The sequence below is a fragment of the Oceanobacillus sp. GQ8 genome (genome assembly GCF_059758495.1).
In genome coordinates this window covers 169,903-185,444 of the sequence record NZ_JCAXEV010000001.1, presented here as the reverse complement: position 1 = coordinate 185,444, position 15,542 = coordinate 169,903, and the positions used below count along the sequence as shown (strand labels likewise).

18 protein-coding genes are annotated in these 15,542 nt (G+C 37.8%); 4 read left to right on the top strand and 14 right to left on the bottom strand.

All coding sequences use genetic code 11. The annotated features are described in order from the left end of the window. Positions 1–32 precede the first annotated feature (32 nt). Entirely contained in the window at positions 33–1,388 is a 1,356-nt protein-coding gene (locus tag AC6CHS_RS01005) for a hypothetical protein (RefSeq protein ID WP_498233629.1), read from the top strand. Positions 1,389–1,442: 54 nt separating this feature from the next. Here AC6CHS_RS01005 and AC6CHS_RS01000 read toward each other — a convergent pair whose 3' ends face one another. Next, positions 1,443–1,760, bottom strand: coding sequence for a YolD-like family protein (locus tag AC6CHS_RS01000; protein ID WP_498233628.1), 318 nt, complete (start codon positions 1,758–1,760; stop codon positions 1,443–1,445). 257 nt (positions 1,761–2,017) lie between these two features. Here AC6CHS_RS01000 and AC6CHS_RS00995 point away from each other — a divergent pair, with 257 nt between their 5' ends. The 3 genes from AC6CHS_RS00995 to AC6CHS_RS00985 all read left to right on the top strand — a co-directional run bounded on the left by AC6CHS_RS00995 (position 2,018) and on the right by AC6CHS_RS00985 (position 3,642). After that, a complete protein-coding gene (locus AC6CHS_RS00995) occupies positions 2,018–2,377 on the top strand; it encodes an SHOCT domain-containing protein (RefSeq protein WP_498233627.1) in 360 nt (119 codons plus the stop codon). A 66-nt stretch (positions 2,378–2,443) separates the two neighbouring features. Continuing rightward, positions 2,444–2,692: a hypothetical protein gene (locus tag AC6CHS_RS00990; protein ID WP_498233626.1), complete on the top strand. Its 249-nt coding sequence runs from the start codon at positions 2,444–2,446 to the stop codon at positions 2,690–2,692. A 113-nt stretch (positions 2,693–2,805) separates the two neighbouring features. Continuing rightward, positions 2,806–3,642, top strand: a complete 837-nt coding sequence (locus tag AC6CHS_RS00985) for a TIR domain-containing protein (protein ID WP_498233625.1) — start codon at positions 2,806–2,808, stop codon at positions 3,640–3,642. Here AC6CHS_RS00985 and AC6CHS_RS00980 read toward each other — a convergent pair. The 13 genes from AC6CHS_RS00980 to AC6CHS_RS00920 all read right to left on the bottom strand — a co-directional run bounded on the left by AC6CHS_RS00980 (position 3,635) and on the right by AC6CHS_RS00920 (position 15,541). Continuing rightward, positions 3,635–3,862 (bottom strand): hypothetical protein, encoded by a 228-nt coding sequence (locus tag AC6CHS_RS00980; RefSeq protein WP_498233624.1) that lies wholly within the window; start codon positions 3,860–3,862, stop codon positions 3,635–3,637. The two genes, AC6CHS_RS00985 and AC6CHS_RS00980, sit on opposite strands and share 8 nt — an antisense overlap. Before the next feature lie 53 nt (positions 3,863–3,915). Then, positions 3,916–4,695: an N-acetylmuramoyl-L-alanine amidase gene (locus tag AC6CHS_RS00975; protein WP_498233623.1), complete on the bottom strand. Its 780-nt coding sequence runs from the start codon at positions 4,693–4,695 to the stop codon at positions 3,916–3,918. Positions 4,696–4,760: 65 nt separating this feature from the next. After that, positions 4,761–4,985 carry a phage holin gene (locus AC6CHS_RS00970; RefSeq protein WP_498233622.1) on the bottom strand — a complete coding sequence of 75 codons (225 nt, stop codon included), beginning with the start codon at positions 4,983–4,985 and terminating at the stop codon, positions 4,761–4,763. A 16-nt stretch (positions 4,986–5,001) separates the two neighbouring features. Then, positions 5,002–5,343: a hypothetical protein gene (locus AC6CHS_RS00965; protein ID WP_498233621.1), complete on the bottom strand. Its 342-nt coding sequence runs from the start codon at positions 5,341–5,343 to the stop codon at positions 5,002–5,004. Positions 5,344–5,409: 66 nt separating this feature from the next. Further along, a complete protein-coding gene (locus tag AC6CHS_RS00960; protein WP_498233620.1) occupies positions 5,410–5,826 on the bottom strand; it encodes a hypothetical protein in 417 nt (138 codons plus the stop codon). A gap of 67 nt (positions 5,827–5,893) precedes the next feature. Then, positions 5,894–6,028 (bottom strand): CD1375 family protein, encoded by a 135-nt coding sequence (locus tag AC6CHS_RS00955; RefSeq protein WP_498233619.1) that lies wholly within the window; start codon positions 6,026–6,028, stop codon positions 5,894–5,896. Further along, positions 6,029–6,334, bottom strand: a complete 306-nt coding sequence (locus tag AC6CHS_RS00950) for a hypothetical protein (protein WP_498233618.1) — start codon at positions 6,332–6,334, stop codon at positions 6,029–6,031. Positions 6,335–6,350: 16 nt separating this feature from the next. Next, positions 6,351–9,248 carry a phage tail spike protein gene (locus AC6CHS_RS00945; protein WP_498233617.1) on the bottom strand — a complete coding sequence of 966 codons (2,898 nt, stop codon included), beginning with the start codon at positions 9,246–9,248 and terminating at the stop codon, positions 6,351–6,353. Between the two features lie 12 nt (positions 9,249–9,260). Beyond that, on the bottom strand, positions 9,261–10,709 hold the full coding sequence (locus AC6CHS_RS00940; RefSeq protein ID WP_498233616.1) for a distal tail protein Dit: 1,449 nt from the start codon (positions 10,707–10,709) through the stop codon (positions 9,261–9,263). Then, positions 10,702–14,559 (bottom strand): phage tail tape measure protein, encoded by a 3,858-nt coding sequence (locus AC6CHS_RS00935; RefSeq protein ID WP_498233615.1) that lies wholly within the window; start codon positions 14,557–14,559, stop codon positions 10,702–10,704. Before AC6CHS_RS00935 ends, AC6CHS_RS00940 begins: the two co-directional genes overlap by 8 nt. A 40-nt stretch (positions 14,560–14,599) precedes the next feature. After that, the gene (gene gpGT, locus AC6CHS_RS00930; protein WP_498233614.1) at positions 14,600–14,722 is read right to left on the bottom strand and encodes a phage tail assembly chaperone GT; all 123 of its coding nucleotides are present in this window, start codon (positions 14,720–14,722) and stop codon (positions 14,600–14,602) included. Between the two features lie 62 nt (positions 14,723–14,784). After that, positions 14,785–15,147, bottom strand: coding sequence for a phage tail assembly chaperone G (gpG, locus tag AC6CHS_RS00925; RefSeq protein WP_498233613.1), 363 nt, complete (start codon positions 15,145–15,147; stop codon positions 14,785–14,787). A gap of 37 nt (positions 15,148–15,184) precedes the next feature. After that, a complete protein-coding gene (locus AC6CHS_RS00920; protein WP_498233612.1) occupies positions 15,185–15,541 on the bottom strand; it encodes a hypothetical protein in 357 nt (118 codons plus the stop codon). Position 15,542 lies beyond the last annotated feature (1 nt).

Sequence of the window (15,542 nt, the reverse complement as noted above, 5' to 3'; positions counted from 1 at the left end):
GCAATGTAAAAACAAATACAGGGGTGTTAAAGTTGACTAGTATGAAAGATCATTTTAAAAAATTCGAAAAAGAACTAATCAAATTTCTTGGCTTTGAAATTATTTATAATAATGAAAAAGAAGGTTACGATTTAACTTTACCAAACGAATTAATGAAAGTTGAAAACACTACCGTTACATATCTAAATGATATGATAGAGGCTACTCTAAAAGAGTATTATGAGGAAACTGATAATTTGAAGCCGTATCAATATTCGGCGATTATAGAAGAAATAGCTCTTAATTTTTTTCACCTAAAGAAAAAGGGTTTTGAAAACCTCTATAGCTTCTACTTAAAGTTAAAAGACATTAGTTATATTACCTATGAAGGAGAACAAAATAGACTTAGTTTTATAATCACTTCCAAAACTTTAGAAACATACTTAGCAAGTAAACATGTTGAAATTATTAAGTTTGATAGAGAATATGACATAGAAAAACTACTTACACTGGAAAAGAAATCACTGCTGCTAATTGATGGTTTATCTTTAACACTACTAATAAATAAGGAGTTTAGAGTGATAGGAATAATACGTAAGCAGGATAATAACAGTGACCTAGCGAATGTCATCCTAAGTGAAAAAGACTTTCAGAATTCCCTATTGAAATTACTATTTTTAAGGTCTAGTAAATCTACTGACGTTACCGAAGAGTACATTGATAAAATCAAAGGAGAGATGACAGCAGGTGCTATTCCTTTAATTAACCGTACTAATTACATAGAAATTAGGAATCAAGAAACGTTTTGGTATATAACTCCAAGCGTATATTTACTAAATAAAAACGGTAAATGGTCATATAAAAACTTTTATATTTTAAAATGTTTAATTTTTGAGCAACTGTCTGATTATAATTACATAGAATATCCAAAGGAAGAAGATAAATTTGATAAGATAGTAAACAAAATTTCTGTCTTTGTAGACCATCTTCAAAACCTATCACAAAAACATCATGGGGCTTTGTTTGTTATTTGTAATTTGGCTAAAGATGGGGATAAATTCCTTAGATATTCTCAAAATCTTTATTTAGATATAATAAAAAAAGAAAATGGTTTTATACCTATAGACAAAATTGATAAGTATTTATTTGAATCAATTTCAACAGTTGATGGTGCAGTTGTTTTGTCAGACGAATTAGAGATAGAGGATTTTGGTCGCTTTATAGAAACTTCGAAAATAACTGCAGAAGAAGATCAAAACAAGGGCACGCAAATTAAGGAACCGACATTCGAACAAGGAGCAAGATCCATCGCTGCTAAAAAAGCATCATATTACGGAACAGCCATTAAAGTATCAGAAGACGGTGACATAAATGTATACATTAAAGGCGAGTTAAGATTACGCTTATAGTAAATCTATGAACATTGCTTTTAAAATTTTAAGCCTCCATTTGGGGGTTTTTTTCTAATCTAACCAAGTACCAGTTAAACTATCCAACGGTAATACTTCCTCGTCAATTGTTATAAATTGATTAAGTACATCTACGCCTAAGAGCTTACCCTTTATCTTATGGTAATCATGATTTTTAAAATACTCTATTTCAATGGTAAGATCATCTTTTAAGGCAAGCTGCAAAGCTAGGTTCATTTCTTCTTTTTGAAATTCAGAGATCATAGGCTTTTCTTTCCATTCTTGCTGTTCATTTATTTGTTTTAAAATTTCTATGTGTTCCGGCATCATCATTGAAGTCCATTTAATTGTTCCTCTGTCATTTAGACTCATTGTTAAGCACCTACCTTATGTTTAATCGTTCTAGTTGAAAGGATGTTATCTAACTTAAAATTACGCGCTTTATCCGGAACGTTTGTTCCTATTATATTAATTGAACTTACGTTTCGTCAATGTAAATTAAAACTTTATATGGTATTTCTCTCCAATTATTGATACTATCTAATCGTAAAGGGGGAATATACATATGACTTACATTTTTAAAAAACCAAATACAACTGTGGAGCTTCAAACGTAGTAAAAACGATTTAATGATACACAAGCCACTGCGTGGTGAAACAAAAGTATTATATAGTCAAATCCAAGAAATTAAATATAAAGAAGCTACATGGTCTTCATCAGGTTATTTACAATTATCTACTCCTAGAAGCTCTATGGTCGGTGTTTTAAGGACTGTAGATCAGCCACAAAATGCTGTAAAATTTAAAAAAGATAAAAATGAAGATGCTTTAGGCCTAAAACATGAAATTGAAAAGCGGATGGAAAACATCAAAAAAGGAAACTCTGAACCTAATGTAGGATCTCTTAAGGAATTAAAATCATTAGTTGATGAAGGAGTTATAACTGAAGAAGAGTTTCAACTAAAGAAGAAACAGATATTGAACATATAGATTAGTTATAAAAGAAGTGAATAATAATGAATGAAATAAGTTTGGGAAGATGTGGAGGAAAAAATAATGGATAATAATAAAAACAATCGATTAATAAATATAGCGAACGTCTTTACAATTTTTGCTTTTATATATTTAATTTATTCGACTGGTGATATCGCATATAGCTATATTGCTTCTATGAATGCTAATCCTCATCTAAACGTAAATCAAATATTCAAATGGAATAGTTTTTTAAGTGAAGTAGCTAATGACGGTTTTAGGGTATTAGTTTTGTTTGGGATTGGTGCAATATTACGTAGACTTAAAGTTTGATATTAAGCCCCCACAAGTGTGAGGGCTTTTTTATGTAATAAATTAGTATTTAAGAAGGACATTAAACTTTTTATGTCGAAATATGCATAAACCAATCTTTCAAGGAGGTAATTATGAGTATTTCAATGCAAGAATCAAAAATCCAAAGACTCCAACGCGAATTAAAAACTCTAGAAGGGCAGCGTGCTAGAGCAGTTAGTGACGAAGCTAGCTCGCTTAAAAAAATTAATAGCGCGCAAACATCTATGAATAGAACCAAGAACGCAACCATTGTGAAAAATAAACTGAGAGAAATTGACAGGGAGAACAAGAAAGTACAAACTGCGAAATCAAAACAAGCAGACACGCTTAAAAAGATAAGCAAAAAGCAAGAAGATATAAACAAAGCAAATAACGAATTAGTAAAAATAAGACAGAAAGAGCAAGAAAAGCTTTTTAAGCAACAAGATGATAAATTAAAAGATTATCAACAGCAGCAACAGTCCCTTATTGAAAATGCTCAAACTATTGAACCTGTTACCGATCAAATGAATGAAGAATTAAAGAAATACGATGTTTTTATTTCACATTCTTCTGATGACAAAAATTATGTTGAGGATTTAGCTAGTATGCTTAAATCTGAAAATATAAAGACTTGGTATGATACCGACGACATTCCTTGGGGCGGGAGTATTAGACAGGAAATAGATAAAGGACTCGCTAATTCAAAATACGGTATAGTGATTATCTCTCCATCTTTTATTGACAAGTATTGGACAAACTATGAGCTGGATGGCATTTTAACCAAGCAAAGTAGAACTGGAGCTCAAATGATTTTACCTATTTGGCATAATGTAACAGCGGAAATTGTAAGTAAAAAATCACCGTCTCTATCTGGCATTAACGCTCTTAACACAGCTCTTATCACCAAAGAACAAATTGTTGATAATGTAAAGAAATTAATTAAATAACTCTGTTTTTTACTAATAAGTCTATAATCCTATAGTAGTCATAACTACCATAAGCTTCTGGTTTAAGGTAAGGATAAGGGACTTCTCCTTTAGACTTAGCTACTAAAAGAGGTTGTTCTGCCCAATCTGGAACCTTTGAGATTAGTATGTTTTCCAAAACACTTACTTTTATCTCAAGACTTTTCACTGTACTTTCAAGTTCTTTAATTCTTTGCTCCATATTATCTCTCCTACAGTTTATTAAGCCCCCACAAGAGTGAGGGCTTTTCTTTTTTACTTCGTATAATACCTTACATAATTAGAGTTGGCTGTAATATACAACCCACTCTTAATTTGATACATATGCCCTCCGCCTACTGGGAACTTGTCCCGAATAACGGTAAACACTTCTCCTCTATTTACAATGACAGCTTTGTCGTCCCAATCAACAGTATTATACGTCCAGAGAGAATCTGTTACAATCTCCACATATCCTTGCCCGGATCCGCCATCATCTTTCTTTTTCAACCCAAAGTGGGAAGCAATGGAATCGGCCAACGCTTTACCTGTATTATCCATTACAACGTCATTTCGCATTTTCTTGATATCAATGGTGGAATCCATGAACCCACCTTCAACAAGAATGGCTGGCATGTTCGATTCACGTAGCATATGAAAGTTCGCTGTTTTAATGCCACGGTCACGGAGCCCCATTGCTGTCACAATACTAGGATGAATTTTTCGAGCCAAAGAATTTCCAGAAGAGGAACCAGGATAGTGATACGTTTCTGTACCTGTCCACGATCCCCATTGCCCTGTATTGGCATTGTGGTGGTAAGATACTAAAATATGCGCATTAGCATTATTTGCCTTGTTAGTTCTAGTAGAAAGTGGTACGTCTGTATTTCCAGTAGGATCATCCAATCTCACAATACGTGTGTTCTCATAGCCTCCAAGGTAACGAATAGCAGCCGAAACTACCTTATTGTTAAAGCTCCATTCTCTTTCTCCTGCAGGTGTTCTCTTTCCCGGTGTGTTAATTCCATGTCCTGCTCCAATAGCAATAATAGCCATAATAAATCTCCTCCTTGATATTTTATATTAGAAAAACGGCTTGCCCGTTTGGACTAGCCGTTTGACTATTTGGTAAGGTTATTTCGTTGTAAAACTTTCTTTTGTTGTTTTCCTTTAAGCGTAATATAGTTGTTCTTAAACCAAGTCCAAACGGATGCTAGAAAAGCCAATCCATAAGCGATCGTTTCCTCGTCTAATACCGGAATAGTTTGCAAACCATACTGAGCCAGCAATGCGTTTAACCACGCAATAGCTAGTGCTACTGTTCTAACGATAGTACCTTTGTCCATTTTGTTTCACCTCCCTTCAATTTGCTAAATAAGTCAATAAAAAAACCGCTATGGATATGGCTAATGCCAACCATGACGGTAAGTTCTTAAAAGTATTTTCTCTTTGTTTAACAATTCGCTCCACATCATCTTTACTTGCTGATAAAGATAATTTCTTACTCAATACTTCAATGTCTTTCTCGTTTTCTTTTGCTCGGTTATAGGCACCTTTAGCAATATCGTAAGTCTCATTGATCTTGTCTTTCATATCAAGCAAGTTGTCCAATTTTCCATTTTGTTCAGCAAGTGACACTTTTACTTCCATGAGCACGGTCATGAATTTTTCCATGTCCTCCACTTCCTTCGCTGTTTGTGTCATCCTCGACCCCCTAACGTTGTGACGTAAAAAATGACCCGGCAAAACAATTTCGAGTCATAAACTTATCTAGTTTCTTTTGTATTTTAATAACAATTCAATTAACCCAATTAGATACTCATCATCCCTAATTTGCCTAACCCTGTCCCCATCAATTTCCCATAAGTGTTTTATCAATACAACTAAAAAGTATACTAATATTAGAAATGGGATGATCCAAAAAGATACTCCTTCCTCAGAGGTTTTGAAAAATTGTATTAGCATTTGGAACAAAAACGTTATTATTGCTGTAAGCATTATTAAGAGGAGCATAGGACTAACTTGCAAAGATTTGTTCATAGATTTTACTTTTTCTCTTAATACTTCCAACTCTAAACAATTCATTTGTTTCACACTCGAAATTTTAATTGACTTATATCTTCTCTGGAGTGCTTTAAGTTCTCTGTCTATTAGATCCTCTAACATAATTACATTTGTATTTTTCATAAAAAAACCTCCCCCAATTTTCTATATCGACTACAGGGGGAGTGTTTTAAACCATAAAAATAACGCCTTACTGGGCGTTTATCAGATCTTCTCTACCTTCTGCTATTAAAATTGCATCTACATCTGGTTTTAACTGAGCAGGGACTCTCTTATAATCCCATTTCCCTCTAATTACATATGTTGCAAATAACATGGCCAACATCTACTCACCTCCTCCCATAATCATTGACGTTAATTCCATTAGTGCTATGGCGTTAAGTTCCTCGTCTGATACTTCGCTTTGTTCGGACTGTTCGTCCTCTATAAGTTGTTTTTCGTATTCTTCGTCTTTCACTACTTCGCCTTCTACGTACTTATACACGTAAGGTCCGAATTGATTATTAAACATTTCATGGTCTGTACTTATTTCTAACTTTACATTATCTAAGAGCACCCCTCCCTTTGAGAAAGGGGTAGAAGACACGCCTTGTAATCTATTGTTTTCATCAAGGATAGAGTAGAATATCACACTGGAACCCCCTTTATTAAAATTCGTATATTGCCCGCAATTGAACGTTACTTGAACCACCCGAGTTGTTCCAAGAAGAACCTTCTATCCGGTCATGACTCGGAAAAAATGTCTTACCCGTTACATTAACGCTTGTACTAGACATAGATTCTGTAAACAGTTGATGTACGCTGTTCCCGAGTGCCATAGCTTTAGGTAAAACGTGATATTGATAAGCTACGTTTGAACCTTTCCTTGACCATTCCATGATCCAACCATTAGGGCAGTCGTGGATAGACTTGGACGGTATTACGTCTGCTATGTCCGTAAGGTAAACAGAACCCGACCACAACGTCTCTCCTTTTGTGCTTATCGGGTAACGTCCATTGGCAACGTCCCATATAGCGTCTTCGTGATCGTAAACAGTTGGAATTGTTCCTTCTACTAGCTGCAATCCGTCACATTGAAACCATCTATCTGTATCGCTCCATATGGTAATTTTTAGACTGTCTGTATCAGCGAAATTGGAAGGTGTTGTAAACGTTGAAGTATACCTGCTTACGGAATAATCGTTGCTCACTGCCGGGAATAGTTCACCGGATAAGTTGGCTAAATCATTTTCGTCTGCGTCCACATGGAATACAGTCAGTCCGGGCTTACCTCCCCCGCTTGCATTCCAGTGCCTTCTAAAAAATCCGGATAAAGTATATGTGGTATCTGCGGATATCCCCTCATACACTAATTGATCCACTGTGTTATTCAGTTTTACAACGATAGCTTGTTTACCATACATGGGCATTGCTTCCGGTTTATCTGGAGCGAACACGGTGGCAACTTTCGCTGTTCCGTATTTCTTCCTCCAAGGGCTTCTAGTTTGTTTCGAGTTATCCGCCATATCGAGCCAGTTATACGTATAGCTGTCGCTCCCTAACGAGTCTGCATCCGCTTTTACGAGTTCGAACGAGTGGTCTTTTATAAGGTTCTGCTTTGCTTTCAAGCTATATTTAAGACCTGTGTCTCCCTCTTCTAAAGTGAAATCGCCATCTTGAACAGTTACCTCCCCAAAGGTACCTGTAGCACCTTCTAGATCACCAGCATATTTGATGTTTCCATTCGTATCAAAATAGAGAACATCCTGCCATGCAGACGAAGTACTTGATCTCCTTTGCACAACATAACCTACTGTACTGTTCATCACTGTACGAACTAACCCGTCCCCTCGAGCTGTGACAAATCCATCTTCATTGGTGAAACTAATGCCGTTATAATCTCTTCCTTTAATCAATCCGTTTGCTTCCAGATAAGCTTCTGCATCTGCGATAGCATCCAAGTAGGCTGCTTCGGATACTGCGTCTGCATGTCCTTTGGCTTCTTGTTTCGCTTGCTCTGCCTTTTCTTGTGCACCCTCCGGAGTTTCTTTTCTGCTAGGATCGTAACCGTTCTCGAAAGTAGTGTCACCGTTCACTATATTTGGTCCTTGTGGGCCTTCGGGTCCACTATCGCCATCATTTCCGTCAAACACATTCGTAATGGTAATACGACCAATGGACATTACAGTATTTTGCATGACATCTACCGTATATGTGGCTTTTTCATCAACCTCAGCTGCAGTAATGGTTATTGTCTTCCCACTTCTATTCCAATCACTGACTGGAATACCGTTTTTATCCCTTTTATTCCAAACGTAGGCGTAATTCTCTCCTGCTTCATCTACCACCGCTCCCGATAAAAAGACCTCAGCAGTAAGTTCCGTGGATCCATCACCATTCTTAAATGTGTCCCCAGCTGAAGAAGCAACAGAAGTAATCAGCATACGAGCCATTCTTCTGCGTATTTCCGCTTGCATGGATTGCCAGATAGCCTGCACTTGTTCTTCGGTGTACTCGATATAATCTCCTAGAACAACATTTTTACGTGATTTATCTTTAATGCTTCGTTCCTGTGTATGAACTCTTGCCTCTAAATACAAAGGAGGGTTAAACTTGGTATCTTTTATCTTGATCGTATCTCCAAACCGAATCTTCTTATTTTCCATACCTGGTACGTTTTCAAGATCAGCAATAGTAGATTCATATTCCACCACCTCATTCACACGCTTTTCTAACTCGTTCTCCGTAAGCTCACGTAATCGGGACGTTGTCATTTCCTGATCACTAGATTGTGGTTCATACGTATCCCATAAATGCTGTAATTCACCTATTACAGGGTCCGGTCTTCCCCATCGTTGGAGAGCCTCGTCATCTGTAACAATGACTTCTAAACGTGTGCCATCGTCTTGTTCGGGACTTAGACCTTTGAGTGCTGTATAGACATTCTCCGTTTTCTCTCTACGTTGTATACCGATTAAGTCTCGTCCAAACTCTATTTCACGGCCACGCCACTCCCCTATACGTTCTAATAAATCTACATAACGGCCAATAATACGCCCGCCTTTTACCTCAACACGGAAACGTAATTCAAGCCCAAACTCACTAGCAATTCTCTTTAGAAACGCATAAGGGTTGGTGTGCTCTTCGATATGGAACGTACGGTACCCTTCACCTTCAATAATACCTGGACGCCATTCTGTACTATTAGTGGCACGGCTAACTGCGGTTGTAGGAGTTTCTTCTTTAAATGTTTGAGAGGCTATTGGTTCAGCTTTCTTTAATGTTAAATAACTGGCATCCGCATAAATTTCCGCTTTAAGGCCACTTTCATCTCGAAACTTAAGCGATTCATTAATAATAAATTCTTTATACCCTTGATCTTCTGCAGGGATGATAACGCGGTTCAGTTTGCCAAGATGTTCAGAGAAAGGCTTATCTGCAAAGGTTGTAAACTCGTAGGTTTCCAAGTTATCTTGCAAGGATTGGCGATGAACATCGGAGAAGAAATTATTTTCTGTTATAAAATCTAGTATGTCGTCTGATTGGCCGTTTGTAATGTGTATCATCGTTTCTCCTCCTTACCTGTACCTTGGTCTAAATTTCACATTGCCAAAGAAGCTATTTGCTGGATGCATAATCAACTGATTTTCTCCTTTAGTTAAACTAAAAAAAGACCCTCCAAAATCCTTAAGGTCTTTACGGTCTTCTCCGTTTATTAAAATCTCTTCGTTTACATGGTCAAAAGTAACAATATCACCTGGATAGAGAATATATAGTGTATTATCTACCTTGTTTTGGGCTAACTCATAAACATTTACGTAATTAATGCGGGTACGAAAAGTACGGTTTCTATCCTTCCAGTTACCGATGAACAGCTGCACATACTTTAATTTCCCAAGATAATCACTACTTACGTTCATGGAACGAGTAAAAGTTGCACGGTGTCTCCCATTACGAATTTCGGCAATGTAGAAAGTGAATTTTTTCCCCTCTCGCTTTACTCGTAAATACATAAGCGATACCTTTTTCAAATCGTCTTGTTGATAGTTTCCCCCGCCAATAACATATCTTGTACTATTATCAACGTACTCTCCAACTCTTCCTAGCCCATTCCTCCGCCAAAGATTACGGTTATTGTCATTTATCCCCATCTTGCCTAACATTTTCATGCCTTCGTCAAACATGTATATTTCCATTCGGTAGTTATCTATTTCATGATTGGAGATAATGTCAAAGGTTGTATCTATCTCAAAATCCTGAATGGATGGGATCTCTTTTATAACAGCTGGACCATGCATTTTCTCTCCACTTCCGTAGTTTTCTGCAAGTATTCCTGTGCCGTCATGACGCATAGTTCCAGCTATATTTCCAATCCAATCATCAATTCGTGTGGGAGTACTGTCCCATGTATCTAAGGTACTACCATTCTCACTAAGAATTAATTCCCTACCGTTTACAATATCCACGTCATCCTCTGATGGTGTCCCAATCAGCATGTATTCCTGATTCTGATTTTGTACCATAGCAAATGTTGAAGGCTGTTCAACTTCTAATTCAATGATCGGGTCAGATGGCGCGGTACCTTTGTTTCTAATAATGCCCGTATCAGACGTAAATTCTGTGGTGACTTCTGGCCCGTAAGCGTAAGGATCTAAACATAGAAAGTTAATAGAGCCTTGTCTCATGATCCCTATTCGCTCAAAATCTTCAATTGTATTTTGGACAATCGCATAATAGGTGCGCCCTGGTTCATCATCAAACTGTAATTTTGCCGGTTCTTCTGTTATCAACCATTCAGCTAATTCATCTTTTAACTGCAAGGCATGTTCATCATTCTTTGCTATAAAAGCTATTGGTTGGTTAAAAGGCATAGCTTCTATATCGGTAGATTGCAAATGTGCTCCTGCCATACCAGATACGTTTAATAGGCTTCTTTGAACAGGGGTGAAAAGAGGCTTAGTTCTACCTCTGGTCATGTGCAACCATGGTTTTCTTATGCCGTTAAAAGTAAATGTTTTCTTAGACAAATCTATCCCTCCCATCCTGCCTTCGTCTTTGTGTCTCTGTTATAACAGGCTCTAATCCTTTTCCTAGTGATCTAGCATCTATGATAGGATTGGTGTCCTTAGCCAGCAGCTGCATCAATATTTCGTTCTGTTGCAAGGTAGCACTCAACAGCTCTTTTATAGGAGTATCTGTATTAGAAGATGATCCAGCAGAAACACCTGCAGTATCGAAGCTTTTCCCTAATAGAGCCAATAGCTTGGAAAAGTCAGTTCTAATATTGCCTGGTGCCAAAAGCGATTGCCATCCGTCTGTTCCATCTGCATATTTAGGTGCAGTACGCATTAACTCTTTAGTTTTTCTTGCTGGCATTACATGGGTGCCTTTTGGCAAATCAGGATATAAGGTTGGTCGATCAGCACTTAAAAACATCTTCCCTGTAGGTAATGTTACTAACTCTCTTCCGGCATTAGTTCCAATACCATCACCAAGAACAGCATTACCGCCGGGGTGCCCTGTTGAGGGTGTACCACTTGCCCAGAACTTGAATCCATTCGTTACAAATTCTATTGCTTTTTTTACTGGTGACTTTGCTTTCCGATCTAACTCGTCAATTGATCCGTTATCCGTAACAGTTACAGGCTTGGTTAACCCTGCTCTAGCAGCGAAATCTAATACAGATATAGTACCGTTATCTGATACATCAACATCCTTGTCTACATCTTTCCCAGCCTCTTTGGTACGTTCTTTTTCTTTTCCAATACCAATAGATGTCTTGTAATTATTTTCATCAATCTGAGATCCTTGTCCTTCAAGGGCTTTTGTTCCATAATTTATTTTGTCTTTAGCTTCATTCCACAAGCCTGCTTCCCTAAGGATTTGCTCTAGAACGTCGTCATTTTTAAATATCTTTCGATCAATTTCATTAATCTGCTCTTGAATCTTTTGCTTGTTTGCCCCTTCTTGCTTCCAATTCTCTACTAAATTCCCTCTCTCTTCTAGTAGCTTTTCGTTTTTCTTATCCATCTGTTTGAGGATATTTCCTTCCTCAATTTTAATTTCAGATGTCTTAGCAAGGTTGGCGACACGCTTCTCTTTCTCCTTGTCCAATGAGCCTAATTTTGTGTCTATCAAAGAATTAAGATCATTGTACAGGTCTAATTCTTCGTAAAGATAATTTTTGACTTCTTGCTGCTGCCCCACAATCTCTTGTAAGGTTTCTCGTCTTTCTCTATCTTTTTCATTAAGCACACCGTTCTTTTCTAATTTAGCATCTAATTCAGCGAGCTCCTGTTGATTCTTGGCTAACTTTTCATCAAGTTGAGCAAGACCTTTTTCACCCTCAGCATTGATTCCTACTTGCTTAAGAATGATGTTGGCCATTTGGGAATCTAGCGCTTTTCCTTTCTCGATTTCTGTTTCAGCATTTTCGATAATCTCCCGTTGCTCACCCTTTTGGGTTCTAAGGCTATCTATTGTGTCCCCAACGCCTTCATTAATTAGTTGGTTTAACAATTGCTCCTCCTGTTTTAACGCGTGTACTTCTTCCTCGGTTCTTTTAGCATCAGTTTGTGCGGTTCGATTTTGTAACAATAGATCAAGTAATTCTTTCTCGGACATGTTCTTGTAATCAGCTAGAAGATTTATTTGCTCATCTATTTTCTGTTCTTCTTTTTTTGCAGCTTTAATTTCTTTAAGATACTCAACTCTATTTGTTTCAACCTTCATTTTTTCAAGTTCTAATTCAATTCTAGTCATTTCATGCAAGCTATCAATGTACTCTTTAACTGAGTCCGTGTTAGTCACAAAAGCGTTGCCTGATTCTGATACAGATTGCTTTACATCAGGTGCCTGCTCTATAATGTTTTTATTAGCTGTCCATAATTCATTTAATTCGTCTTTTGACAAGCCACTATTTTTAGCAAGCTCATCATATTGCTTTTGAAGTGCCTTGATTTCCCCTGGATTACTAGACTCACTTATCCGTTGGTTTAAGTCGTTCAATTCAGCCAGTTGCTCGTTACTAATTTTTGCTTTGCCAGACAACTTATCGAATGTCTCAGCGCTATTTTCTAGTTGTACTGCTTGATCACTTAGGGACTGAGCAACATCCAAGTTAACTTCTTCCGCTTCTTTCGACTTTTTAATAAGGTCAATCACTGTAAGCGTAACTCCTGCCACACCAGCAATAGCTAGTCCGGCAACTCCAGCTTTGCCCAAAAGAGCCAATGAACCAGCTGCGCCCTTACCACTTGCAACTCCAATAGACTTAGAAACACCACCCAGGCCTTGCATTAATGCACCTGCTCCAAATGTTAGCTTCCCAAAGATACTTAACACTGGACCTGCAGCTGCAGCTAATAAGCCAAACTTGATAATGTTCTGTTGGGTTTCTGGATTCAATTCGGAAAACCACTTCGTCAAATCCTTCAAGACCTGAACAGTATCTTCTAGTGAAGGCTTTAAATTCTTATAAACTTCGATAAAGAGATCCTCAGCCATAGAGCGTAATTCTTTCAGACTACCAGTAAGATTATCCTGCATCGTATCAGCCATGTCTGCAGCTACACCGTCGGACTCTTTAATAGCTTTGCTTAGCTTTTTATAATCATCCTCAGATGAATTGATAATAGCTAATGCTCCCGCCATTGCTTCTTGCCCAAATATGGTCGAAGCAGCTTGGGCTTGTTGATCTTTATCCAACTTTCCAACGCTTTTCCTTAAGTCTCCCATAACCTTATCAAGGGATTTCATATTACCCTCGGAATCAGTAAGGGAAATACCATATTCTTTCATGAGCTTTTTAGCTTCTCCAGTTGGCTTAGCAATTCTTGTCAACATGCTTCGTAATGCTGTACCAGCTTGAGTGGATTTAATTCCGCTGTTTGCCATCAATCCTATAGCATGAGATACATCTTCCATTGTATAGCCAAGGGACCCCGCTACAGGGGCGACATACTTAAATGCTTCCCCTAACCCTTTAACGTCCGTATTCGCACTAGAAGAGGCGGCTGCTAATACGTCAGCCATTCGTCCACTCTCTTTAGCGGACAAGCCGAATGCAGTTAAACCATCCGTTAAAATGTCCGACACGCTTGCAAGGTCTTCTCCAGAGGCGGCTGCTAGATCCATAACCCCAGAAATACCATCCATCATGTCTGTTGTTTCCCAACCAGCTAAAGACATGTAATAGAATGCATCACTTGCTTCTTTGGCGCTAAATACCGTGGTGGATCCCATTTCTCGAGCTTTGGTTTCTAACTTGGCAATATCATCTGCACTCGCTCCAGAAACAGCTTGAACCTTAGACATCCCTGCTTCAAAGTCCATTCCTGTTTTAATAGCAATACCACCAGCCACAGTTAATGGCATGGTCACATTACGGTTTAGAGAACTACCAACATTTTGCATGCCTGTTCCAAATGTTTTCATTTTCCCGCCAACGTTATCTAATTTGTCTCCCATCTTTGTCCAGCTGGAATTGGCAATCCGTTGTTCTTCTTTTAATCTTGCAAGCTCTGACTTAGTGCCTTCAATGTAACGTTCCAGGTTGTTTAATGCAGCAGCCTGATTGTTATATTCTCTAGCTGCCTTCTCCGCTTCCACGGACCCTTCACCATGTTCTTTGACCATTTTTTCATAGCTTGTCTTCGCTTTGTCCGTTACTGCCCGCTGCACTTCTAACTTTTTATTCAACCCTTTAAGCCTTGTCTCATACTTTCCGATTGATCTATCACTACGATCAAACGCGGACATATTGGCTTTCATTTCGGAGTTAACGGTTGTTAGTTTAGACTTTAAATCCTGCAGTCCAGAGTTTACCTTCATTGTCTCCAGATCGAGCCCTATCGACAGCCCTTCAAGTCTTTCCATTCGTGTTTACCTCCTTCCTGCAGAAATAGAAAAAAGACCCTTATCCGCGAAACGCTGCGATTAAGGATCTTTCCTCTTTTGGTTTGTTTTCTTCTTTCATAAGTTCAGTGACAAAATGCAATGGCATATCTAGAATTTCATTAATGTCTTTACCTTTTTTCATAAAGGCTAGGATGAGTTTGTCTAGATATTCCGCTTGTTTCTGCAAAGAAAAGTCCTCATCCGTTAGCTTTTCTTCGCCAGGAAGTTTTTTGTATCAGCACTTTGTTGACCGATAGCTACAAATATCAGTGTCGCTCGCAGTGCATCTCTACCGCCTGGAGCATGAAGTCTATCATAAATATCATCAGAAGTTATTTTTCCTCCATAAATCTCATTTGCTACAAAATGGACAAGCTTATCAAACTTTTCCGATTCAGGACTTGTGACATCTTCTTCTAATTCGTTGTAAAGATCTAGTGCGCTCTTTGCTACACGTAATGAAATAAATGCAGGAGTCCATACTTTTTCAATTTCTGGTTCCTCACCCTTTGCGACTTCCTCTGGATTCTTCACAAGCTCAATCATATTTCTTTTTAGTTCAGCCATATGTTAGTGCTCCTTTCAAAATTAAAAAGAGCAGGGACTAATCCTGCTCTTTGATTAATACTTTATTTTGTTTGTTTTTGATAGATGCTAATTCTTGAATACGTTCTTTTTCAACATCTTTATTTTCTTTTCGTGGGTAAGGATCGCCTTTAAAATAAACGAATCCATTGTCTTCCAGATCTTTAAAGTCATGGACAACGACATAAACCTTAGATTCAGGCTCTTCTTTTGTTTCGATGTTTCCCTCTTCTGCAGCTGTATTTGAGTCGCTTGGCTCTTTTTCCTGCTCTCCATTCAGAAGTTTAAGAAGCTCGTCCTGTTTCATGTTGCTTTTATATTCAATATTTTTTTCGTCCAACTGCTTTTTAATCTCTGGAATAGTTAGTTTACTCATA